The following is a 21,596-nucleotide window of genomic DNA, read 5'->3' on the forward strand; positions in this document are numbered from 1 at the left end:
TGGGCTAACGAGATTACGACTGCAATTTCGCTAAATCCGCGCAAGTCAAAAACTGCTCGGACAACAGATTCAACAACGCCAAACGGCTAGCGCGCAATTCCGCGTCATCGGTCATCACCATGACGTTATCAAAAAACGCATCGACCACTTCGCGCAAGCTTGCCAAACGGTTTAAAGTTGCTTGGTAATCGTGCTGTGCCAATAAGGGTTGAATATCTCGTGCCGATTGTTCAGCGGCAGCTAACAGAGCGATTTCAGACACTTCCACCAACTTACCGACGTTCGCCGCAGGAGCTGAGTCAGATTTTTTCAGGATATTGCGGATACGTTTGTTTGCCGCCGCCAAACTGTCAGCTTCCGGTAATTGGCGGAAAGCCTTCACTGCCGCGATGCGCTGCATAAAATCCAACGGTTCGGCAGGGGCTAAGGTCATCACGGCATCAAACTCGTCCGCGCTATAGCCTTTGTCCAAACAATAGCCTTTCAAACGGTCAAAAATGAACTCGACCACTGCGGTGTGCGTGGCGGTTTTGTCGAAACTGTGTGCGAATTGCTCCAAAGCAAACGCGCATAATTCAGGGATATTCAGGCCCAGATTGTTTTCGATCATCGTCCGCAACGTGCCTAAAGCCGCACGGCGTAAGGCGTACGGGTCTTTGTCGCCCGTTGGAATCAGGCCTGCGCTGAAAATACCCGTCAGCGTGTCCAATTTTTCAGCAATCGCCAACACTTGCCCGATGGTGCTAGGCGCGGTTTCGCTACCGGATTGTTTGGGGAAATACTGCTCTTCCAAACCCCAAGCGACTTCCGTTGCTTCACCTTCGACCAGCGCGTAATAACGCCCCATCAAACCTTGCAAGTTGCCGAATTCACCGACCATATTGGTCATCAAATCGGTTTTTGCCAGCAAGGCGGCGCGAGTGGCGTGTTCGGCGTTAGCATTCAATTGGCTGGCAATGCGTTCGGCGAGTTTGCTGACGCGTACCGATTTTTCGTAAACCGTGCCGAGTTTTTCTTGGAACACAATGGTTTTCAAACTATCAACGCGATCCGCCAAAGTTTGTTTGCGGTCTTGGTTCCAGAAAAATTCCGCATCCGCCAGTCGTGGCGTAACCACGCGCTCGTTACCGTGTTGGATGGATTCAGGCCGTTTGCTTTCGATATTGCTGAAGGTGATGAAATGCGCCAGCAAACCGCCGTCGGCATTTTTCACCGGAAAATATTTCTGGTTGGTTTGCATGGTGGTAATCAGCACTTCGGCAGGCAAAGCCAAAAAACGCGGGTCGAAGTTGCCCGTCACCGGCACAGGCCATTCGTTCAGCGCGGCGATTTCTTCAAGCAAATCTTCTTCAATATGCGCGATACCGCCCACTTTGGCGGCGGCTTGTTCGGCTTTTTCGCGGATGATAGCTTTGCGTTGTTCAATATCGGCAATGACTTTGCCTTGATCGAATAACGCCGCTTGGTAATCGTCCGGCTTGCCCAAACTGATAGCTTGTGGCGCGTGGAAACGGTGGCCTAGGGTGCTGTTGCCTGTGGTCAGGCCGAGAATTTCAGTTGCGATGACTTTATCGCCAAACAACAACACCGCCCAATGCACAGGCCGGACAAATTCGGTGGCGAAACTGCCCCAGCGCATCCGTTTGGCAATCGGCAACGCGGCAATGGCGGCGCGGATAATGTCAGGGATAATTTCGGCGGTGGTTTGGCCTTTGACGGCTTGGGTGTAGCTTAACCACTCGCCTTTGTCGGTTTTCAAACGTTCCAACTGATCGAAACTTGTGCCGCAGCTAGTCGCAAAACCTAAGGCCGCTTTACTAGGCGAACCATCAGGCGCAAACGCCGCCTGAATCGCCGGGCCGCGTTTTTCAACCGTTTTGTCAGGTTGGGCGGTTTGCAAGTTTTCAATCAACACCGCCAAACGGCGCGGCGTGGCTAAGGCTTTGCTGGCGGTAAAGTGTAAATCGGCAGCTTTCAAGCCCGCGACGATGCCGTCCAGCAAGGCGTTGCTGAGTTTTAACAAGGTTTTAGGCGGCAATTCTTCTGAGCCTAATTCGAAAAGTAAGTGTTGTTGGTCAGTCACGGTAATCTCTTTAGTTTTTCAGACGGTTTAGTTCGGTGCAGGCGTGGTGTAATGAGCTTGGGGCATCATTCGGCAGAGATACCGAACAAATGTTTTGTTTTAATTTTTTAGCGAATTTGGATGGCTCTGACGGCTGATACAATCTTTTATAATCTTCAGTTTCGTCAACAATGTTACCCTCAATGTAGTGAAACCAAGATTCAATGTTTCGTTTTGGCGAAAAAATCAAGATGGTATCGCTAGGCAACCGCGAATAATGTTGGTGCAATTTTTTAGCATGGGCTTTGGTGTCATCATCAATTACAACAACTAAAATATAATTTAAGTGGTTCTTTTTACGTAGATAAGTTTGCAGTTCTTTTTCAAATTGCTTTTTGACAAATTCTGCGCCAGAACCCGTGCTTCGACCTTTAGGTTTGTAATCGCCACGTATTCTTGTGAACCCTAGTGACTGCAAATACTTTCTCGTGAAATGATAATGTACGGTGTCTTCACATAAGATGAAAACTTCGGCATTACAGATCATCAATCCAGCCTCTTTCCACTAATTCCGCAATTGAAAGCCCGTCTTCATTTTCGGCGGTTATTTGTTTGATCCTAGTTAAATTGCTTTCCCTGTAAAACCAATAACCAGAGTCACCTGCTAGGTAATTGATAATTCTGGGATGATGGGAAATTAGCAAAGCTTGCAAACCTCTTTCGGCGCATTGGTCGTAGAGTGTATCGAACCAAGGTTGGATTTCTGGTAAGGCTAAGAAGTTTTCTGGTTCGTCTATACAAATTAGCGAGTTTTCAGGGGCACAATAGGCCAAAGCGTAAAGGGCGATTAATACTTTTTGGCCTTCTGAAAGCTCATTAAAGTAGTAAGTAATAATGTCTTTTTTGTTGGATTGATCTTTAAATTCAACCTGCAATACTTTGGCTTGCCCTGCCTGCTCAATCCTAAAATAATCAAAGCCATAAAGAATATCACGGGCCATGCTTTCAAATGTTGACACTTCTCTTCTGCTTTTTTCATTTAGATGAGCAAACCATTCAGCGTAATTTGAAAAATCTGTTTTAACTTCTGTAGTAGCTTTATTAATGATCGAGGACATTGCATATGGATTTATGCGAACTATGAACAATGAACTTAAATACTGTACAAAACCTACGCTTGATAGATAGCGATTTATGCTGGATCGAGCGTTATCAAATGAAAATTCCTGTTTTTTTATTAGAAAACTGGTTATCTCATCTTTTGATTGAAGAAACATCATATCGTTAAGAGCAAGAGACTCTTCCTTTATACTGGCCTCGTCATCCCAGTCATCAAAAGATATGATTAATATGTATCTGAATAAAGCATTTTTTAATTCAATATCGAGTTCAAAGCGAATCAAATCCAATCCTGGGGAATTAGATTTCAACCAACGGGGTTTATCATTTTTATCAAAAATATTTGCTATTTTTTCCTCTTCGACAATCACCCGCTTTAACTTCGCCAAAACCTCAAAAACCGTAGATTTCCCCGATCCATTCGCCCCCAAAAAAAGACTAATATCCTTTTCAAAGTTAATTTCAAAATTAACTAAGCATTTGTAATTATGAATATACAGTCTTTTTAACATAGCAGATAACCTTTAGCTGGTTTGGCACATCGGAAAACCCAAAGACTCACGCCGCGCATAATAAGCTTCAGCGACCGAACGTGACAAAGTCCGCACCCGCAAGATATAACGTTGGCGTTCGGTGACGGAAATGGCGTGGCGGGCATCGAGCAGGTTGAAGGTGTGTGAAGCTTTTAAGACCATTTCGTAGGCTGGCAGTGGCAGACCTAACTCAATCAACTTGACGCATTCTTGCTCGTAAGTGTCGAAACATTGGAACAAAAACGGTACGTTGGCGTGGTCGAAGTTGAACGATGACATTTCCACTTCGTTTTGGTGGAACACGTCGCCGTAGGTAACAATGCCATGTGGCGTGCGTGTCCAGACCAAGTCGTACACGCTTTTTACGCCTTGCAAATACATCGCCAAGCGTTCCAAACCGTAGGTGATTTCGCCTGTGACGGGGCGACATTCCAAACCGCCGACTTGTTGGAAGTAAGTAAATTGCGTAACCTCCATGCCGTTCAGCCAAACTTCCCAGCCCAAACCCCAAGCGCCTAGCGTGGGTGATTCCCAATTGTCTTCAACGAAACGGATGTCGTGTTCGAGCAAATCAAAACCCAGCGCGGTCAACGAACCTAAATACAGTTCTTGGATATTGTCCGGCGACGGTTTGAGCATGACTTGGTATTGGTAGTAATGCTGTAAACGGTTGGGGTTTTCGCCAAAACGTCCGTCGGTGGGGCGGCGCGATGGCTGCACGTAGGCGGCGTTCCACGGCTCAGGGCCGATGGCGCGTAAGAAGGTGGCAGGATGGAAAGTGCCTGCGCCGACTTCTTGGTCTAAGGGCTGCAATAAAATGCAGCCTTGGTCTGACCAGTAGGATTGCAGCGCAAGGATAAGTCCTTGAAAAGTAGATAAATCGTTGTTTTTACTCGACACGGCAGGCAATTTAGGTTGTTTGGAAAAAAGCCGATTATAACGTAAAAAATGGGGGCTGGCTTACGGCATCGTGCTTGCCAATGGCTTTGTTGTGGTGACAAAGCCATTGGCAAGCGGTTATTTTTTGGCAATCGGTTTTACGGTCAGCAGCACACCGACGTCAATGTCGTGCCCTTCGGATTGAGGTTCTTCTTCGCTTTCTATGGCTTGTAGCGATAGGCCGCTGAGTGAGCCTTTGCTTTCTGTTTTTGACAAGTCTTCGGTTAATGAGCCTAGACCTTCGCTGAGATTGATTTTTAATTTCAGGTTGTTGGGCGAATCGGAGTTATGAAGGGCTTCGTCCAGAGAAATGACACCGTCTTTAAACAAGCGCATCAAATGGCTGTCGAAGGTTTGCATGCCGACGTTTTCGGATTTTTCCATGACTTCTTTAATGGCGTGGATATCGCCTTTTAAAATCAGGTCGCGGATGAGTTGTGTACCCAGCAAAATTTCAATGGCGGCGGTACGTTTACCCGCCAATGTTGGCACTAAACGTTGCGAGATGAAGGCTTTGAGGTTGAGCGACAAATCCAACAGCAGTTGGTTGCGGCGCTCTTCGGGGAAGAAGTTGATGATCCGGTCAAGGGCTTGGTTGGCGTTGTTGGCATGTAGCGTCGACAAGCACAAATGACCGGTTTCGGCGAAGGCAAGGGCGTGTTCCATGGTTTCGCGGGTGCGGATCTCGCCAATCAGGATAACGTCGGGTGCTTGCCGCAAGGTGTTTTTCAGCGCGTCTTCATAGCAGGCGGTGTCAACGCCCACTTCGCGCTGGTTGACCAGCGATTTTTTGTGGTCGTGGACATATTCGATAGGGTCTTCAATGGTGATGATGTGGCCTGACGAGTTGGTGTTGCGGTAATCGATCAACGATGCCAGTGATGTTGATTTGCCCGAACCCGTACCGCCCACGAACAACACCAGGCCGCGCTTTTCCATGATGATCTTTTTCAGCACGGGCGGTAAGCCCAATGCGTCTATGTTGGGGATGTCGGTTTTGATGTTACGGATGACCAGCGCCAAACTATAGCGTTGTTTAAAAATGTTAACCCGAAAACGTCCGATTCCCGGTTCGGAGACGGCTAGATTAAGTTCGGGTATTTTGTCAAAGGCTTGTTTTTGTTCGGCATCCATTAAGCCGTAAGCAATTTCTTTGACGCGTTCGGTGCTGAGGATAATGTTTTCTAATGGCTTCAATACACCTTGGAATTTTGCACTGGGCGGTGCGCCTACGGTGAGGTAAAGGTCTGAACCATCGTGTTTTACCAGAATTTTGAGATAGTCTTTGAATTCCATAGTCAGTGCTTCTTTAGGGTAAAATTAAAAAGGCAAGCTTAGCTGAGGGCAGCTTAAGTTGCAGTCAATGAAGGCGATTAACGCGTATAATGGCAAATTTTTAGTTAAACATTCAGAAAATGACACAGCAAAGAAAAGCGGTGGCCCTGATTTCCGGCGGGTTAGATTCCATGTTGGCAGCCAAAACGGTCATGGAGCAGGGCATCCATGTGGAAGGCATCAATTTTTTTACCGGCTTTTGCGTTGAAGGCCACACCCACGCCATCCGTGAAAAGGACAACACCAAGCCCAAACGCAACAATTCCTTGTGGGTTGCCGAGCAGTTGGGCATCAAGTTGCATATTGTGGATGTTATCGAAGAATACAAAAAAGTGCTAATTAATCCTAAACATGGCTACGGTGCGCACCTTAACCCGTGTTTGGATTGCAAGATTTTTATGGTGAATAAAGCCAAGCAATGGATTGCCGAAAACGGTTTTGACTTTATCATCACCGGCGAAGTTATGGGACAGCGTCCGATGTCGCAACGTAAAAGCACCATGCCGATTGTGGCTAAAGAATCCGGTGCCGACGATTTGCTGCTGCGTCCGTTGTGTGCCAAAAACCTGCCCGCCACCTTGCCGGAGCGTGAAGGTTGGGTCGATAGGGAAAAATTGCACGACATTACCGGACGCTCGCGCAAACCGCAGATGTCGATGGCGGAAAAATTCGGTTTTGTCGATTATTCACAACCTGCCGGCGGTTGCTGTTTTTTGGTTGATAAAAACTATTCCGCCAAATTGGTCGATTTGTGGCAGGCGCAAGGCACAAAAGATTATGAGTTTGACGATGTCATGCTCTTAAAAGTCGGCAGGCATATCCGTCCTGCGCCTAATTTCAAATTGATTGTCGCCCGCGAAGAAGGCGAAGGCCGCTTTTTGCAAGGCTATCAAAAAGAATTTATCAGTCTGTTATCCAGTAGCCACAATGGTCCGTTGGTGTTGCTCGACGGCGAGCCTTCTGCGGAAGATTTGTTTTTGGCGGCGAGCATTACCGCCCGTTTCGGTCAAGGCCGCGAAGCCGAGCAGGTGGCTGTTGACATCACTTTCCAAGACGGTTCGGTGCGCAGTTTGCAGGTCAAGCCAATCAAAAAAGAAGATTTCCCCAAGGAGTGGTACATATGACGCGGGCTGTGCTCAATGCCAAACGGTTGCTTTGCCCGATGCCAGTCATCCGCACTCAAGATAAAGTCAAACACATGCACCCCGGCGAACAGCTGGAAGTGCAGTGCACCGATCCGGGCGTGATGCACGACATTCCTGCTTGGTGCCGCATTAATGGGCATAAGGTCTTGGAAACGCGGGCGGGCGATCATGAATATTTCATTATTTTGGAAGTGGGCGGCTAATGGCTGAAACCTTGGATGCCTTGCGTGCCGAGCGGTTAAAAAACCGCGCCAGCTTGGTCGGCGCGGCGATGAATATCCTGCAAGCGGGCATTAAGATAGGTTTTGGCATCTTAGGGCAGTCGGCGGCTTTAATTGCCGACGGCATCCATTCTTTATCGGATTTATTAAGCGATTTGCTGGTGATTATTGCGGTTCGCTTGGGCAGCCGCAAAGCGGATTTGGATCATCCTTACGGGCATCGCCGTTTTGAGACCATTGCCACGGGCATCTTAGGCATCAGTTTGGTGGCGATTGGTGGTGCGATTGCTTGGTCAGTCATGGAGCGCATGGCAACGCCCGAGCATTTGCCAATGCCCAATTATTTAAGCCTGGTGATTGCGGGCGTTTCCATCCTGATTAACGAAGGTTTGTTCCATTACACCAAACATATCGCCCGGTTGACCCGTTCCAAGTTGCTGATGGCCAACGCTTGGCATCAACGCAGCGATGCCATTTCCTCATTCGTGGTGTTGTTCGGCATTGGCGCGGTCATGTTGGGCTATCCGCTGGCGGATGCGATTGCCGCCATTGTGGTGGCCTTAATGGTGGTCAAAATTGGCCTCAATTTGTTGTTCGACAGCATTAAAGAACTGGTCGACACCTCATTGCCGCCCACCTTGGTTGCGGAAATCCGCTCAACCATCATGGCGATAGACGGTGTGGAAGGCATCCATCTGTTGCGTAGCCGCCAGATGGGTGAAGATGCGCTGATTGATGCCCATATTGTGGTTGACCCGCGCATTACCGTTTCTGAAGGCCATTGCATTGGCGACAGCGTGCGCGATGAGTTGATAGGCCGTTTTGATGATGTCATGGATGTGCTGGTGCATGTCGATCCTGAAGATGACGAAGGCTTGTTCGAACACGGCAAGCCGCTTAAGCGCAGTGATGTCAAACGTTTGCTGGAACGCTATTTTGCCGATGCCAAACACCACATTGAAGATTTTCGGATTCACTACTTAGATGGGCAAATCGAAGTGGAAATCGTATTTCCGCTGGTTTTAAGCGAAGAGCCGCATAGTTTGCTGACGCTTAAACAGCAAAGTCGGCGTATGGTGGCTAAAGAGCGCAAGATCGACAATGTATTTTTATTTTTTAAAGCGTAATGGAGAGTAAAGCATGGCAGTTTTCCCGCAAGGATTAGACGCAACCACCATTTTTCCGGCCATGCCCGCGATTGCCGGTATCCGCTTGGGTACGGCGTGTGCGGGTATCAAACAAACGCTGCGCGATGATCTTTTGCTGGTCGAACTGCCGGCATCAGCCAGCGTGGCGGCGGTTTTTACCCAAAACGCTTTCTGTGCCGCGCCGGTGCGTGTCGCTAAAGAAAACTTGCCACATGCGCCGCGTTGGCTGTTGGTTAATTCCGGCAATGCTAATGCCGGCACGGGTACACAAGGCCTGCAAGATGCGTTGTTTTGCTGCGCCGAAGTGGGCAAGCTGACTGGTGGCGATGCCCGCCAAGTGCTGCCGTTTTCAACCGGTGTTATCGGTATGCCTTTGCCGGTCGAAAAAATTGCCGCAGCGCTGCCCAAAGCACAGGTCAATCTTGCTGAAGATCACTGGTCACAAGCTGCGCAAGCCATCATGACGACCGATACCTTTGCCAAAGGTGTCAGCCAGCAAATCTTCATTGATGGGCATAGCATCACGATTAACGGCATCAGCAAAGGTGCTGGCATGATCCAGCCCAATATGGCGACGCTGCTGGCCTATGTCGGCACCGATGCGTGTATCGGACAGGCTTTGTTGCAAGACTGTTTGGCCTTTGCTGCCGAACAGTCGTTTAACCGCATCAGCGTCGATGGCGATACCTCGACCAACGACGCGTGCGTCTTGATGGCGAGCGGCTGTTCTTCGGCGCCGGAATTGGTGGTGGGTACAGAACATTACCAACGCTTTGCCGATGCGGTTTTATCGGTGATGAAGCAATTGGCGGAATTGATTATCCGCGATGGCGAAGGCGCAACCAAGCTGATGCGGATTGTTGTAAAAGAAGCCTTGGATGATGCCGAAGCCGTGCAAGTCGGCAAAACTATTGCCCATTCGCCGCTGGTAAAAACCGCCTTTTTCGCCAGCGATCCAAACTGGGGACGGATATTGGCGGCGGTAGGCCGAGCCGGTGTGGTCAATTTAGTATTGGAAGATGTGCAAATTTTCTTGGATGACGTGTGCATCGTCGAAAACGGCGGACGCGCCGGCAGTTATACCGAAGAAGCAGGGCAACAGGTGATGGACAAAGCGGAAATTACTGTCACCGTCAAATTAGGACGCGGTGCGGCAGTACAAGAGGTGTTGACCTGCGATTTTTCCTATGACTACGTAAAAATCAATGCCGAGTACCGGACCTAATCCCACCTAAGTCAGCAAAATCATGAGCCAGACGAATTATCTGCAAGTCGCTGTAGGCGTTATCAGAAATGCCCAAGGGCGGATTTTGATTTCGCAGCGCGCCGAATCATTGCCTTTGGGCGGGCTTTGGGAGTTTCCTGGCGGCAAGTTTGAGCCGGGCGAAACCGCCGAACAGGCTTTGTGCCGCGAATTGGAAGAAGAGCTTGGCATTGTGATGCTGGCGGTGCAGCCGCTCATCACAGTTAAGCACCATTACCCCGATGTGTCGGTGCAACTGCATGTGTTTTGGGTGCATGCCTTTGCCGGCGAAGTCGCAAGCACTTTAGGGCAAACCTGTTTATGGGTTCTGCCTGAAGAGCTGGCCCAGTATCCGTTTCCTGCCGCCAACCAAGCCATCGTCACTGCGGTAAGGTTGCCGCCGTTGTATGCGATCTTGGATGATACCCGTGACGATTTGATTTTGCCGCAATTGGAAAGGCTGCTTGCTAAGGGCATTAAACTAATTCAAGCCCGTTTCAAGTCCCTGCCGGTGGAAATAGCCAAACCGCTGATTGCACACATTCATCAGCGCTGCCAACAAGAAGGTGCGTGGTTGCTGATTAATTCCGATGTCGAGGAGGCCGATGGCATGGCCTGCGATGGGGTGCATTTGACCCGCAAAGCGCTGCTAGCTTGCCAGCAACGGCCTGAAACCTCCGGTTGGGTGGCGGCTTCTTGCCATAACCCTAAAGAATTGCGGCACGCGCAAACGATTGGTGTGGATTTTGTTGTCTTGTCGCCCGTACAAGTCACTCTCAGCCATCCCAAAGCCGTGCCCTTGACATGGCAGGTCTTTGCCCAATATGTCGATGAAGTGAATATACCGGTTTATGCTTTAGGCGGCTTAACGGCAGTCCATTTGGCGACCGCACGCGAGTTGGGAGGGCAAGGTGTTGCCAGTATCCGTGGTTTGTTGCAAACGGCTCCTATTAAGAGTTTATAAACAATGTGTTGATTATCAACTCCGCCGCCAGGGATCATGACGGTGGGCATATTTTGTGCAGGCGTGGCATAATGACCCGTTTTAGGGCGTAAAACCCAGGTTTTTTAAAGGTAGCTAAGTTGTGTTTGTTGCCTTTTGTTCAGTTTGTAGTTGGGTTTTTGATTTTATAGTGAAGCGTTAACTAACTTTGGACACCGAATATGAAACTCAATGATAGTAAGCTTTGCGAGTTGGGCAGGGCGGTTATTCAGGTTGAAGCGCAGGCCATCGCCGATTTGTCTGCCCAAATCAATGGCAATTTTGTCATGGCCTGTAAATTACTGTTTAACTGCAAAGGCCGTGTTGTGGTGATTGGTATGGGCAAATCAGGGCATATTGGCGGCAAAATCGCCGCTACCCTTGCCAGCACCGGCACACCGGCCTTTTTCGTACACCCGGGTGAAGCCAGCCATGGCGATTTAGGCATGATTACCCAGCAAGACGTGGTTTTGGCTTTATCCAATTCTGGCGAAACTAATGAAGTATTGACGTTGCTGCCGATTATCAAACGCTTAGGTGTGCCGTTGATTGCCATGACCGGCAATTCCAATTCAACCTTGGCGAGATTTTCCGATACGTTTATCAATGTCGCGGTACAGCAAGAAGCCTGCCCGTTGGGTCTTGCGCCAACCTCCAGTACTACTGCCGCTTTGGTGATGGGCGATGCTTTGGCGGTGTCTTTGCTGGAAGCGCGCGGATTTACCCGTGACGACTTTGCCTTATCGCATCCTGGCGGTAGTTTGGGCAAACGGTTATTGCTGCGGGTTAAAGATATTATGCACGTCGGCACCGCCTTGCCATCAGTGCCGGAAACGGCGCTTATCAGCCATGCCTTGCTGGAAATGACTGAAAAGCAGTTGGGTATGACCGCCATTGTTGAAGGTAATAATCGCGTGATCGGTATTTTTACCGACGGTGACTTACGGCGCATGCTGGGCAGAAATTTGGATATTAACAGTACACCGATTACCGAGGTGATGACGCCGCATTGCGCGGTCATCTCCCCTGAGATACTGGCAGCGGAGGCAATGAAGATCATGGAGCAAAAGAAAATTAATGCCCTGATTGTTGTTGATGACCAGCAATGCGCTGTCGGTGCGTTAAACATGCATGACTTGATCCAAGCAGGCATCGTCTAATGGCAATCGATCATGCAGAAGTTTTAGCCAAAGCTAAAGGCCTTAAGCTCTTGGTGCTGGATGTTGATGGCGTGCTGACCGACGGCAAATTATTTTTTGACGATCAAGGTAAAGAATACAAATGCTTTCATGCTCGCGATGGCCACGGTATTAAGCTGTTGAGGCAAAGCGGTGTTGAAGTGGCAGTGATTTCAGGACGGAAATCCAATTCGGTGGCCTTGCGTATGCAAAGTTTGGGTATTGAGCTGGTTTATCAGGGTCACGAACATAAGGTTGTTGCTTTTGAAGAAATTTTGCACAAGCTGGGGATTAGCGCCGAACAAGCCGCGCATGTGGGTGATGATTTGTTGGATTTGCCGCTGATGCGCCGCGCCGGCCTTGCCATTGCTGTCAGTGATGCCAATTTTGCTGTCAAGGAATACGCTGATTGGTGTACCCGCTTGCCAGGCGGGCAAGGTGCAGTGCGCGAGGTTTGTGACTTCATCATGCAAGCCCAAGGCACGTTTGACGCCATGCTGAACAGTTATCTGCAAGCATGAACACTTCCCAATATTACGGTCTGATTTATACCGGCATATTGGCCTTATTTAGCTGGTGGCTAGTACAGCTGACGGATTTTGGTGTTAGCCAAAGCATTCCCGTTCCACCTCATAGCCCCGACTTTTTTAGCAAAGATTACCGAAAATGGGAAATGGACAGCCAAGGCGAAGTTAAAAAGCGTTTGCTGACCGAAGCCATTATCCATTACAGCGATGACGGTGTGACCCATTTGCAAAAACCATTGATTTATTTTCACAATGGTCAGGCGGCTCCGTGGGAGATTGCCTCTGAAACCGGCATTTTATCTGCCGATGGCAAGGAACTTTTATTAAACGGTAAGGTTTTCATTGATAGGGCTAAGTCTGCGCAAACGCGTGGCCTTAAGATCAATACCTCGAATTTAAAGGTAAACCCTGCCACGAATACTGCCGAAACTAAAGATGCTGCACAATTAATAAGCCCACCCAATTTGACAACAGGAATAGGAATGAAACTGGTTTTTGTCGAGCCAATTCACCTAGAATTGCTTGGTAATGTTAAAGGTAACTATGAAAAAAAATAATAAAGGACAGCCACGTTTTAGGATGATTGTTTTGCTTTGTGCGCTCTCGGTAACAATGGAGGTATCCGCTTTAGAAAGCGACTCCGAACAAGCTATTACCATCGACTCCAATACAGCCACTTACGATGATGCTTCTGGTACGAGTACCTATTCCGGCAATGTTGTTTCCACGCAAGGCAGCATCCGCGTCAATTCCGACAAGTTGGTCGTGTATTTACAAGCGGGCGATCCTGAAAAACTGGTGTTCACTGGAACGCCTGCACGATTCAAACAAACGCCCAGTGCGGGCAGTGACGATATTATTGGCGAAGCTTTAACAGGCGAGTATTATCCGAAAAAAAACTTGTTGGTGCTGATTGACAAAGCATCGGTGCGCCAAGGCAACGCCACCTACTCCAGCCAATTCATCGAGTATGACAGCAAGCGTTCGGTGGTGATGGCAGGCGAGAAAGCCTCGTCATCCAAACGTGTGCATGTCATTTTGAAACCTAAAGCAGCACAATAAAAATATGCCAAGCTTGTCAGCAAAACAGCTGGTTAAAACCTATAATAAACGTAACGTTGTTAATGGTGTCTCGTTTTCGGTTAACACGGGCGAGATTGTAGGTTTGTTAGGCCCTAACGGCGCAGGTAAAACCACCAGTTTTTATATGTTGGTCGGTCTTATCAAGCCTGATAGTGGTCAGATTGAGTTGGATGGCCAACAGATAACCCATGATCCTATGCATGTGCGTGCTGCCAAAGGCGTTGGGTATTTGCCGCAAGAGCCATCGGTGTTCCGTAAGCTTAGCGTTGCCGACAATCTACGGGCGGTGCTGGAAATCAGGCAAGGGCTGACGCGCGATCAGATTGAGGATACTATTGATGAGCTGCTGGAGGAATTCAATATTCCCCACTTGCGGGATCAAATTGCACTAAGCTTGTCGGGTGGCGAGCGCAGGCGTTTGGAAATTGCTAGGGCTTTAGCGAGCAATCCGTCGTTTATGTTATTGGATGAGCCATTTGCAGGGGTTGATCCGATTTCGGTGGAAGATATTAAAAAAATTATCGAACATTTAAAGAACCGTGGTATCGGTGTACTCATTACCGAGCATAATGTCCGCGAAACTTTAGGTATTTGTGATAGAGCCTATATTCTCAGTGACGGCAAAGTTATTGCAGAAGGTGGTGCGGAAGCCATTGTTGCCAACGAAGAAGTGCGAAAGGTTTATTTGGGTAACAACTTTAGTCTGTAACGGAATTCTTACCAAAGATTAGCTTGCCATGAAACAGTCATTACATCTTCGTCAAGGTCTTAACCTGACTATGACCCCGCAATTGCAGCAAGCCATTAAGTTGCTGCAAATGTCGACGCTTGATTTGCAGCAAGAGATCCAGCAAGCGCTAGAATCCAACATGATGCTGGAAATTAGCGAAGAAGAATCGTCTGCGCCTGTAATGGAGGCATTGCCTGAGAAAAAAACCGACCACGAAGACACCGTTACTAGCGAAGGCTCGCAAACTGAAATCCCCGACGAATTGCCGGTTGATTCTACCTGGGACGACATTTATGACACGGTCATGGAATCTGGCAGTAGCAGTGCAGAAACCGTCGAATTTGAATCGCAACGAAGCCAGGCTGATAGTTTGTTTGACCATTTGCTTTGGCAATTGGAACTCACGCCCTTTTCCGAGCGTGACCATGCCATTGCGATGGCCATTATTGACTCCATCAATGCCGATGGTTATCTGACCAGCCCTCCCGAAGACATCCATCAAGGCTTGCTAAGCCAGTTAGATGAATTGGAGCTGGATGAGGTGATGGCGGTATTGCACCGTATCCAATACTTTGATCCTGTGGGCGTAGGCGCACAAAACCTTAGTGACTGCTTGCGCTTACAATTGGAGCAGATGCCCGAAAGCACACCCTGTCGCGAACAAGCCTTAGTGGTGGTCAACCAATATTTAGACTTATTGGCGACGCATGAGCAATCCAAACTGATGCGTCGACTGGGTTTAACCGAACGCCAGCTTGATGCTGTCGTGTCATTAATCAGAACCTTGGATCCTAAACCGGGTGCCAGCATTCAGGAAAGCGACTCTGAATACGTGATCCCTGATGTGTACGTCACTAAACAAAATGACAAATGGCAGGTTAACCTCAATCCTGACATTTCGCCAAAATTGCGCATCAACCCGTACTATTCGGCAATGATAAAACGTGCCGACAACAGCCGTGACAACGCTTGCATGAAAGACCATCTGCAAGAGGCGCGCTGGTTTATCAAAAGCTTGCATAGCCGTAATGACACCTTGTTGAGGGTGGCGCGGTCGATTGTTGAAAAGCAAACGGGGTTTCTTGAACACGGCTCCATCGCCATGAAGCCAATGGTCTTACGTGATATTGCCGAAGAGCTGGAATTGCACGAATCGACCATTTCTAGGGTGACCACGCAAAAATACATGCATACGCCCAATGGCATCATTGAATTCAAATACTTCTTCTCCAGCCATGTTTCCACTGAAGGTGGTGGTGAATGCTCATCAACCGCCATCCGTGCGCTTATTAAAGAGCTGATTGGCAATGAAGATTTGTCAAAACCACTTAGCGACAGCAAAATCGCCGAGTTTTTAAAAGAAAAGGGCATTAATGTTGCCCGTCGAACCATTGCTAAATATCGCGAGGCAATGCTTATTTCACCCTCCAGCCAAAGGAAGCGTATCCTTTAGGCCGTCAAAAATACCCATTCATTTTTAAGGAGCAATACCATGCATGTAATCGTAACAGGACATCACCTTGAAGTAACCGAATCTTTAAAAGCCCACGTAGATGCCAAATTTGAAAAACTGGCGCGTCATTTTGACAATGTTACTGATGTCCACGTTATTTTAAGCGTGGAAAAACTGTCGCAAAAAGCGGAAGCGACTTTGCAAATCAGCGGTGCAAAATTGTTTGCTGAAGACGATCAAGAAGACATGTATGTTGCCATTGACAATATGGTGGACAAGTTGGATCGTCAGATCACCAAACACAAAGAAAAAACCAGTAGCCACCGTTAATTTCAGGGAGGGCGGCGTTGCTTGGCGGTAGCGCCGCACCCATTATGAAACTGCTCATTGTCAGTGCATTATCAGGATCAGGCAAAAGCATCGCCCTCGATACTTTGGAGGATTGCGGTTACTACTGCATTGACAATTTGCCGGTGACATTGCTGGAAGATTTCATCAACAACGTTATGCTGGTCGACCGCAATACTTACGCCAAAACCGCTATTGGTATCGATGCCAGGAACCAAAGCGAGAGTCTTAGCAATTTCTCTGAAAATATCAATCTCATCCGCTCCAAAGGCATTGATTGTGAAGTGATCTTCATGCAGGCCGAGGAAGCGACGCTGCTTAAGCGTTACAGCGAAACCCGCCGCCGCCACCCGCTCACTGATTACAATATCCCGTTAAAAGAAGCGTTGCTGATTGAGCGGGAAATGTTGACGCCCATTGCCCGTCATGCCAATGTGGTGATTGACACCAGCCGCACCCAATACCACCAATTGCGCGAACTTATTAAAGACCAAATCGTTGAGCGCGATTACCGGCATATCTCTTTGCAATTCCAGTCTTTCGGCTACAAACACGGCGTACCCTTAGATGCCGATTTTGTATTTGATGCCCGTAGTTTACCAAACCCTTATTGGATACCTGAATTACGTTCCTTGACTGGAAAAGACCAAGCGGTTATGGATTTCTTAAAAGAACAATTGTTTGTGAATGAGCTGTTTGCCGATATTCATGCGTTTATTGATAAGTGGATTCCACGCTTTGAAAAAGAGGGTAGGAGTTATCTGACCATTGCAATCGGTTGTACAGGCGGGCAGCATCGCTCGGTGTATCTGGTTGATGCTTTGGCGAAGAAATTTAAAAGCCCTGGTTTGAATGTCATTATCCGTCACCGGGAATTGCATTAAGTTTTGCTGGACACAAAAAAAGCCCAATCGTTAGAGCGATTGGGCTTTAGGAATGTTATTGTGTTACTTCAAAGATAAAGTTTCAATACGGCCTTTCAATTCGACATCCAATTTGTCTTCTTTTGCCAGCCAGCCAATAGCGCGCTGGATTTCATTTTTGCCCAGACCTGTTTCTGAGGTAATTTTGGTAACACTGGATGGGCCATTCGCATCCAGATAAAGCCAAACTTTACCTGCTGCGTCACCGATTTCACTTAGCATGTCATTCACCTTTGGGGAGTTGAGGGATAGAGATTAAGGGGTTTTGGGTTGGTAGTCAGGCAACACAATATTCAATTCTAAAGTTTCCTGAGTTTCATCTTGTTCAAAATTGACTGAAATGGCATCTTGGTCAACATTGACATATTTGCGTATTACGTCCAGCAACTCTTTTTGCAGTTGCGGAAGGTAAGAGGGTTGGTTGCGCGAGGTGCGTTCATGTGCCACTAATATTTGCAGCCGCTCTTTGGCAAGTGATGCCGAACTGGTTTTTGATATTCTGAAATAATCCAGCAAGCTCATTATTTACCTCCGAAAAGTTTTCCAAATAAGCCTTTCTTTTCATCAATAAAGCGGTGCGGGCGTTCTTCACCCAAATAACGCGCCACGATGTCTTGGTAAGCTTGTCCTGCGTCGCTTTTCTCGTCAAGAATGACAGGTAAGCCTGCGTTCGATGCGTTCAATACCGATTTCGATTCAGGGATAACACCCAGCAAATGCAGTGATAAAATTTCCTGTACGTCATCAACGCTCAGCATCTCGCCTAATTTGACCCGTTCTGGTGAGTAGCGGGTCAATAATAGGTATTCTTTGATAGGTTCTTGGTTGGTTTCTGCGCGGCGCGATTTGCTTGATAAGATACCTAACATGCGATCAGAGTCACGCACTGATGATACTTCAGGGTTGGTGACCACAAAGGCATCATCGGCGTAATACATCGCCAGATGTGCGCCTTTTTCAATACCGGCTGGAGAGTCGCAGACAATGTATTGGAAATCTTTGCTAAGCTCTTCAAGGATTTTGCCAACCCCTTCTTGGCTTAATGCATCCTTGTCACGGGTTTGTGAAGCAGGCAGGATATATAATTGGTTACAGTTTTTGTCGCGGATTAAGGCTTGGTTGAGTGAGGCTTCGCCGTTAATGACGTTGATGAAGTCATAAACTACGCGGCGTTCGCAACCCATAATCAAGTCTAAGTTCCTTAAGCCGACATCAAAGTCGATAACAGCTGTTTTGTGACCTTTTTTTGCCAATCCCATAGCGATAGCAGCACTGGTCGTGGTTTTGCCTACGCCGCCTTTACCTGATGTTACAACAATGATTCTTGCCACAAACTTTCCTCCAGTGTAGCTGAAAATGATTAAATATCTTTAATGATAAGAGCGTGTTCTTGTAAATAGATTTGTACGGGCTTGCCTTTCACTTTAGAAGGCACAGTCTGGTCGTTGACTTGATAATGGCCTGCAATGGAGATCAGTTCGGCTTGCAAGTCCGAACAATAGATTCTTGCTTCGGTGTTTTCAGGGACACCGGCTAGCGCTTTGCCGCGCAAGCTGCTGTAAATATGGATGTTGCCTTCGGCAATTACCTCCGCGCCGGCATTAACAGGAGCCAAAATAATTAAATCACCCTGTGCATAAATGCGCTGCCCTGAACGTACTGGTTGGTTAATGGTTAAGGTATTGGGGCGTGGAGCTTCTTCTTTGGGTGCGGGGCTTTTCGTTTGTTTGCTTTCACCGCCAGCATTGACCGGATGGTGAATGGAGTAGTTGGGTACAAAATATTTAAGAGCTGTGCTATTTTGCTCGTCATTGCCCCCACGAATGCCAATAGGCAGTAGCTTTAATTTGCGTACAAGCTGGCAAAGCAGGCCAATGTCAATGTTTAGGTTTTTTTTGTTTGCTCCTTGAACATCCAAAATAATAGGGGAGTTTTTAAAAAAGTCAGGCGCTTTTTCAATTTTTTCTTGGAGTTGTTGCTCTATGCTGTTCAAGTCGTCTGTCGCGATGACTAAAACAGGTGCAGAAAAAGTGCTGGTTTTAAATTCTAGCGTAGGGCCGCTATGCTGTTGTTGTGGTTCCGTCGGCATCCGTGGAGTCTGGTTAGTCAGAGAGGTTAAGCCGATTCTAACATTGCTGAAAAAAAAAATCATTTTTCAGCTGCGATATAACAAATTAGGCTCCAATAGCATTGCCAAATGCTTGGGTTGTTGTTGGGAAATAAAGTGTGCGGACATAAAAAAAGCCGCTTTCCAATTTGGATAGCGGCTTTTTGAATACTGTAAACGATTAACGTTTTGAGTACTGAGGACGCTTTCTCGCTTTGTGTAAGCCCACTTTTTTACGTTCCACAATACGGGAGTCGCGGGTTACAAAGCCTGCTTTGCGTAGAGCAGGGCGCAAGGCTTCGTCATATGCCATCAAAGCGCGTGATAATCCGTGACGGATAGCACCGGCTTGGCCTGATGGGCCGCCGCCTTTGACAATCACGTTAATATCAAACTGGCCTTCCAATTCAACACACTCAAGCGGTTGACGGGAAACCATTTGGTCGGTTTTACGACCAAAATATTCTTCTATGCTTTTGGTGTTGATAATGATTTTTCCGGTACCTTTGGTTGCATAAACGCGGGCAATTGCGCTTTTGCGACGACCTGTTCCGTAATACTGAGCTGCTGCTGCCATGATCTACTCGCTTAAAAGTCTAAAGTTTTTGGCTGTTGCGCCTGATGGTCATGTTCAGGGCCGGCGTATACTTTCAGCTTTTTGAACATTGCACGACCTAATGGATTTTTAGGTAACATGCCTTTGACAGCGGTAGTGAGGATGCGGTCTGGGAATGTTTGTCTTAATTTTCCCAAAGCAACAGTCTTCAAGTTACCTGTGTAGCCGGTGTGATGGTGATAAAGTTTGTCTTTTTCTTTATTGCCGGTCACGCCGATTTTTTCAACGTTGATGACAATAATATAATCGCCTGTGTCAACGTGCGGGGTATATTCTGGTTTATGTTTGCCGCGAAGACGCAGTGCAATTTCAGAAGCAAGGCGGCCTAGCGTCTTTCCATCTGCATCAACTACGTACCAATCTCGCTTTACTTCAGCTGGTTTTGCACTAAATGTTTTCATCGTTACTTAGTCTTTCTGTAAAAGGCACAATGTATAAAGAGCGAGAATTCTACTTGAGCAATTTTGTTTGGTCAATGGTTTTTTTCATTTTACTGCAATTGTCAGGTTGTTCCGTCTGCTTTCCATTGAATAATTAGAGCTTGATGTTTAGCGAATGCAGTTTTCTGTAAAGGTGCGTACGCTCCATGCCAACAGCTGCCGATAGCTTGGCGACGCTGCCGCCCGTGCGTTCAAAATGGTATTCCAGATAGGCTTTTTCGAAATGGTCGCGGGCTTCTTTCAGTGGCAAGTTGAAAAAATCCGGTGCGCTGGCGGCGCTGACGGTTTCCCCCACCACGTTGCCTAAAGCAGATTTGACTTCTTCCAGTTCGATGTCTTCGCCGACACCTAAGATCATCAGGCGTTGCACCAAATTCTTTAGCTCACGGACGTTGCCGCGCCAGCTGTAATTGCGTAAGAAATTTTGTGCCGCCATTGAGAAACGCCGGAATGGCAGTTTGTCTTGGTTGACGTAATAGTCGACATAAAAACCGAGTAGGCTGGGCACATCTTCGCTGTGTTCACGCAAAGGTTGGATGGTCAGGGTGACTTCGTTAAGCAGATAGTACAAATCCTGGCGGAAACGTCCGGCTTTGACTTCTTCGTCCAGTGGGATCCGTGTTGAGGCAATGACCCTGACATCAACACGCACCGCTTCGCTGCCGCCTGCCCGCAAGAATGAGCTGGATTCCAAGGCACTAAGCAGCTTCAATTGGGTTTCCTTGTCCATGCCACCGATTTCGCCCAAAAATAAAGTGCCACGGTGGGCGCGTTCCAGTAAGCCGGGGTAGATTTTTCCGGCGCTTTCTTTGCCAAAAAATTCCACCGCCGAGTTTTCAGGCGAAATGCTGCCGACCGAAACGTTGATGAACGGTCCGTCACGGTGTGCGCTGTTGTTATGCAGATAGCGGGCGAACAGCTCTTTGCCGACACCGGCTTCGCCAACGAACAGCACACGGGTGTTGTGTTGGGCCAGACGTTTCAGTTGGTCTTTGGTGCGGGCAATCGAGGCGCTTTTGCCGACTGGTTCAATATCGGACACCAATTGTTGTTTCAATCCGGCGTTTTCCTGTTGCAGCTGGCTGGTTTCCAGTGCGCGTTCAACAATCAATAACAATTTTGCCAGCGATAGAGGCTTTTCCAGAAAATCGTAAGCACCTAGGCGCGTGGCTTCGACCGCTGTTTCTACTGAACCGTGCCCTGACATCATGATGACGGGGCATAAAATGCTGTCTTCGGCAACCCATTCTTTTAGCAAGGTTATGCCATCGGTGTCGGGCATCCAAATGTCCAGCAAAATCAGATGGGGGCGGTTGGCGTTTTTCAGTTCGCGTGCGGTGACGGCATTTTCTGCCATCACCACTTGATAGCCTTCATCTTCGAGGATTTCGCCAACCAAGCGGCGAATATCAGGTTCGTCATCAATAACTAAAATCAGGGGTGCTTGTGTGTTCATAAGGATAA

Annotated in this window: 25 protein-coding genes; 13 read left to right on the forward strand and 12 right to left on the reverse strand. The window is 47.9% G+C overall.

Annotated elements, in window-relative coordinates:
- Positions 1-13: 13 nt before the first annotated feature.
- The 5 genes from glyS to ACYQ1O_RS10845 all read right to left on the reverse strand — a co-directional run bounded on the left by glyS (position 14) and on the right by ACYQ1O_RS10845 (position 5,949).
- Entirely contained in the window at positions 14-2,083 is a 2,070-nt protein-coding gene (glyS, locus tag ACYQ1O_RS10825; protein ID WP_459991700.1) for a glycine--tRNA ligase subunit beta, read from the reverse strand.
- A 10-nt stretch (positions 2,084-2,093) separates the two neighbouring features.
- Positions 2,094-2,609: a hypothetical protein gene (locus ACYQ1O_RS10830; RefSeq protein ID WP_459991701.1), complete on the reverse strand. Its 516-nt coding sequence runs from the start codon at positions 2,607-2,609 to the stop codon at positions 2,094-2,096.
- Positions 2,599-3,693 (reverse strand): AAA family ATPase, encoded by a 1,095-nt coding sequence (locus ACYQ1O_RS10835; RefSeq protein ID WP_459991702.1) that lies wholly within the window; start codon positions 3,691-3,693, stop codon positions 2,599-2,601. The genes ACYQ1O_RS10830 and ACYQ1O_RS10835 overlap by 11 nt, the downstream gene beginning before the upstream one ends.
- A 12-nt stretch (positions 3,694-3,705) precedes the next feature.
- A complete protein-coding gene (gene glyQ / locus ACYQ1O_RS10840; protein WP_459991703.1) occupies positions 3,706-4,614 on the reverse strand; it encodes a glycine--tRNA ligase subunit alpha in 909 nt (302 codons plus the stop codon).
- A gap of 117 nt (positions 4,615-4,731) precedes the next feature.
- Positions 4,732-5,949, reverse strand: a complete 1,218-nt coding sequence (locus tag ACYQ1O_RS10845; protein ID WP_459991704.1) for a PilT/PilU family type 4a pilus ATPase — start codon at positions 5,947-5,949, stop codon at positions 4,732-4,734.
- A 119-nt stretch (positions 5,950-6,068) separates the two neighbouring features.
- On the opposite strand from ACYQ1O_RS10845, the gene ACYQ1O_RS10850 reads away from it, so the two are divergent.
- From ACYQ1O_RS10850 to rapZ, 13 genes are all read left to right on the forward strand, one after another.
- On the forward strand, positions 6,069-7,112 hold the full coding sequence (locus ACYQ1O_RS10850) for a tRNA (5-methylaminomethyl-2-thiouridylate)-methyltransferase (RefSeq protein ID WP_459991705.1): 1,044 nt from the start codon (positions 6,069-6,071) through the stop codon (positions 7,110-7,112).
- Positions 7,109-7,336, forward strand: a complete 228-nt coding sequence (locus ACYQ1O_RS10855; RefSeq protein WP_459991706.1) for a sulfurtransferase TusA family protein — start codon at positions 7,109-7,111, stop codon at positions 7,334-7,336. The genes ACYQ1O_RS10850 and ACYQ1O_RS10855 overlap by 4 nt, the downstream gene beginning before the upstream one ends.
- Positions 7,336-8,481, forward strand: a complete 1,146-nt coding sequence (locus tag ACYQ1O_RS10860) for a cation diffusion facilitator family transporter (protein ID WP_459991707.1) — start codon at positions 7,336-7,338, stop codon at positions 8,479-8,481. Before ACYQ1O_RS10855 ends, ACYQ1O_RS10860 begins: the two co-directional genes overlap by 1 nt.
- Positions 8,482-8,494: 13 nt before the next feature.
- Positions 8,495-9,727 carry a bifunctional glutamate N-acetyltransferase/amino-acid acetyltransferase ArgJ gene (gene argJ, locus ACYQ1O_RS10865; protein ID WP_459991708.1) on the forward strand — a complete coding sequence of 411 codons (1,233 nt, stop codon included), beginning with the start codon at positions 8,495-8,497 and terminating at the stop codon, positions 9,725-9,727.
- Between the two features lie 22 nt (positions 9,728-9,749).
- On the forward strand, positions 9,750-10,709 hold the full coding sequence (locus ACYQ1O_RS10870) for a Nudix family hydrolase (protein WP_459991709.1): 960 nt from the start codon (positions 9,750-9,752) through the stop codon (positions 10,707-10,709).
- Between the two features lie 200 nt (positions 10,710-10,909).
- Positions 10,910-11,887: a KpsF/GutQ family sugar-phosphate isomerase gene (locus ACYQ1O_RS10875; RefSeq protein ID WP_459991710.1), complete on the forward strand. Its 978-nt coding sequence runs from the start codon at positions 10,910-10,912 to the stop codon at positions 11,885-11,887.
- Positions 11,887-12,426 carry a 3-deoxy-manno-octulosonate-8-phosphatase KdsC gene (kdsC, locus tag ACYQ1O_RS10880; protein ID WP_459991711.1) on the forward strand — a complete coding sequence of 180 codons (540 nt, stop codon included), beginning with the start codon at positions 11,887-11,889 and terminating at the stop codon, positions 12,424-12,426. Before ACYQ1O_RS10875 ends, kdsC begins: the two co-directional genes overlap by 1 nt.
- Positions 12,423-12,989: an LPS export ABC transporter periplasmic protein LptC gene (gene lptC, locus ACYQ1O_RS10885; RefSeq protein ID WP_459991712.1), complete on the forward strand. Its 567-nt coding sequence runs from the start codon at positions 12,423-12,425 to the stop codon at positions 12,987-12,989. Before kdsC ends, lptC begins: the two co-directional genes overlap by 4 nt.
- A complete protein-coding gene (lptA, locus tag ACYQ1O_RS10890) occupies positions 12,976-13,494 on the forward strand; it encodes a lipopolysaccharide transport periplasmic protein LptA (protein ID WP_459991713.1) in 519 nt (172 codons plus the stop codon). Before lptC ends, lptA begins: the two co-directional genes overlap by 14 nt.
- A gap of 4 nt (positions 13,495-13,498) precedes the next feature.
- Positions 13,499-14,224: an LPS export ABC transporter ATP-binding protein gene (gene lptB / locus ACYQ1O_RS10895; protein WP_459991714.1), complete on the forward strand. Its 726-nt coding sequence runs from the start codon at positions 13,499-13,501 to the stop codon at positions 14,222-14,224.
- 28 nt (positions 14,225-14,252) lie between these two features.
- Entirely contained in the window at positions 14,253-15,698 is a 1,446-nt protein-coding gene (locus tag ACYQ1O_RS10900; protein WP_459991715.1) for an RNA polymerase factor sigma-54, read from the forward strand.
- Positions 15,699-15,737: 39 nt separating this feature from the next.
- A complete protein-coding gene (gene hpf / locus ACYQ1O_RS10905) occupies positions 15,738-16,028 on the forward strand; it encodes a ribosome hibernation-promoting factor, HPF/YfiA family (protein ID WP_459991716.1) in 291 nt (96 codons plus the stop codon).
- A 44-nt stretch (positions 16,029-16,072) separates the two neighbouring features.
- Positions 16,073-16,930 carry an RNase adapter RapZ gene (gene rapZ / locus ACYQ1O_RS10910; RefSeq protein ID WP_459991717.1) on the forward strand — a complete coding sequence of 286 codons (858 nt, stop codon included), beginning with the start codon at positions 16,073-16,075 and terminating at the stop codon, positions 16,928-16,930.
- A gap of 63 nt (positions 16,931-16,993) precedes the next feature.
- On the opposite strand, the gene ACYQ1O_RS10915 is transcribed toward rapZ, so the two are convergent.
- From ACYQ1O_RS10915 to ACYQ1O_RS10945, 7 genes are all read right to left on the reverse strand, one after another.
- Positions 16,994-17,191 (reverse strand): winged helix-turn-helix domain-containing protein, encoded by a 198-nt coding sequence (locus ACYQ1O_RS10915; protein ID WP_459991718.1) that lies wholly within the window; start codon positions 17,189-17,191, stop codon positions 16,994-16,996.
- A 33-nt stretch (positions 17,192-17,224) separates the two neighbouring features.
- Positions 17,225-17,491, reverse strand: a complete 267-nt coding sequence (minE, locus tag ACYQ1O_RS10920; protein ID WP_459991719.1) for a cell division topological specificity factor MinE — start codon at positions 17,489-17,491, stop codon at positions 17,225-17,227.
- Positions 17,491-18,300 carry a septum site-determining protein MinD gene (gene minD, locus ACYQ1O_RS10925; protein WP_459991720.1) on the reverse strand — a complete coding sequence of 270 codons (810 nt, stop codon included), beginning with the start codon at positions 18,298-18,300 and terminating at the stop codon, positions 17,491-17,493. Before minD ends, minE begins: the two co-directional genes overlap by 1 nt.
- A gap of 29 nt (positions 18,301-18,329) precedes the next feature.
- A complete protein-coding gene (gene minC, locus ACYQ1O_RS10930; RefSeq protein WP_459991721.1) occupies positions 18,330-19,058 on the reverse strand; it encodes a septum site-determining protein MinC in 729 nt (242 codons plus the stop codon).
- A 199-nt stretch (positions 19,059-19,257) separates the two neighbouring features.
- Positions 19,258-19,653 (reverse strand): 30S ribosomal protein S9, encoded by a 396-nt coding sequence (gene rpsI, locus ACYQ1O_RS10935; protein WP_459991722.1) that lies wholly within the window; start codon positions 19,651-19,653, stop codon positions 19,258-19,260.
- Positions 19,654-19,664: 11 nt separating this feature from the next.
- The gene (gene rplM, locus ACYQ1O_RS10940) at positions 19,665-20,093 is read right to left on the reverse strand and encodes a 50S ribosomal protein L13 (RefSeq protein ID WP_459991723.1); all 429 of its coding nucleotides are present in this window, start codon (positions 20,091-20,093) and stop codon (positions 19,665-19,667) included.
- 133 nt (positions 20,094-20,226) lie between these two features.
- On the reverse strand, positions 20,227-21,588 hold the full coding sequence (locus ACYQ1O_RS10945; protein WP_459991724.1) for a sigma-54-dependent transcriptional regulator: 1,362 nt from the start codon (positions 21,586-21,588) through the stop codon (positions 20,227-20,229).
- Between the last annotated feature and the right edge of the window lie 8 nt (positions 21,589-21,596).

The organism is Methylosoma difficile, from assembly GCF_054657615.1.